The organism is Neomoorella stamsii (genome assembly GCF_002995805.1).
In the GTDB taxonomy this organism is placed as follows: Bacteria; Bacillota; DSM-521; order Neomoorellales; family Neomoorellaceae; genus Neomoorella; species Neomoorella stamsii.
The window spans coordinates 1-1324 of record NZ_PVXL01000010.1 but is presented as its reverse complement, the minus strand read 5'-3'; the positions used below and the strand labels follow the sequence as shown (position 1 = coordinate 1324).

The following is a 1324-nucleotide window of genomic DNA, read 5'->3' as shown; positions in this document are numbered from 1 at the left end:
TAAGGTGGACCCCATTGTCAAGACACGAGATGAGAAATTTTTAAGCGTGGAATATTTAAGTTTGTATGGGGATATAAGGAAATAGCTAAGACTTAACATCTTTTGGCATTACCATATTTGTTATAATATGGGTATACCTTTAGCTTCATCTTTTGTATAAAAATACACTTCGGCCGGCGTCTTATATTCCAGTGATTGGTGGATGCGGCGGTAGTTGTAGAATTCCAGGTAACGGGCAATTCCCCTCCTGGCTTCCCTGGGACTACTGTACTCGTTTAGATAAACCTCTTCATACTTCAGGCTACGCCAGAGACGTTCGGTGAAAATGTTGTCGATTGCTCTGCCCTTGCCGTCCATGCTGATCTTGATACCGGCGCTTTGGAGTAAATTTATATATTCCGGACTGGTGAATTGGGACCCCTGGTCGCTGTTGATGATCTCCGGCCTGGCCCGGGCCAGGGCTTCTTCCATGGCCTGGAGCACGAAGGTCGTCTCCAGGCACTGGTCCAGGGCCCATCCTACTACAAAGCGCGAGTACCAGTCTATAATGGCTACCAGGTACATCCATCCCCGAACTAGCCTGATGTAAGTGATGTCAATGCCCCAAACCTGGTTGGGACGGGTGATATCAAGGTTGCGCAGCAGGTAGGGGTAGATGCGGTGTTCCCGGTTGCGCCTGCTTAAGTTGGGTCCAGGGTAAATGGCCGCCAGGCCCATTTCCCGCATGTGACGCTGGACGGCTTTACGGTTGACCCAGAATCCCTCCTTCCGTAGCTGGGCGGTAATACGCCTGGAACCGTAAAAAGGAAAGGCGGTGTATATTTCGTCAATGCGGTGTTTTACCGCTATTTCTTCCGGTGAAGGGGGCACTGGCTGATAGTAGAGGCTGGAGCGATTTAAGCTTAGTAGTTCCGCCTGTTTCTTAATGGACAGCTCAGGATGGCCCCACTCCACCAGGGAGATGCGTTCGTCACGGTTAAACTCAGAGGCCACTCTTTTTTTTAAGCCAGGTCAGCTCGGTGGTCAACCGGCCAACCTCGGCATAAAGGTCCTGGATTTGCTTTTCGTATTGAGCCTTTATGTTTTCAAGGTTCTTTTGTTCATCGGTGAAAAAGGAGGGCAACTTTTCTATCACCATATTTCTCCAGCGGTTAAGGATGGATGGGTGAATACCGTATTCAGAGGACAACTCGGAAACAGACTTTTCTTCTTTAAGGATTTCCAGCACAACTTTGGCTTTAAAATCTGTTGGATATTTCTTTCGTACACTCATTTGACGCTTAGGACCCCCTGTTTTTGTGTCTAGTTTTCTGGGTCCATTATA

At 48.3% G+C, this 1324-nt stretch carries 1 protein-coding gene; it reads right to left on the bottom strand.

Annotation, left to right across the window (positions count from 1 at the left end):
* Nucleotides 1–120: 120 nt before the first annotated feature.
* A protein-coding gene (locus MOST_RS01355) for an IS3 family transposase (RefSeq protein WP_106006995.1) occupies nt 121–1273 on the bottom strand; the annotation gives its coding sequence in 2 pieces (ribosomal slippage) (nt 121–1005 and nt 1007–1273; 1152 coding nt in all).
* Nucleotides 1274–1324 lie beyond the last annotated feature (51 nt).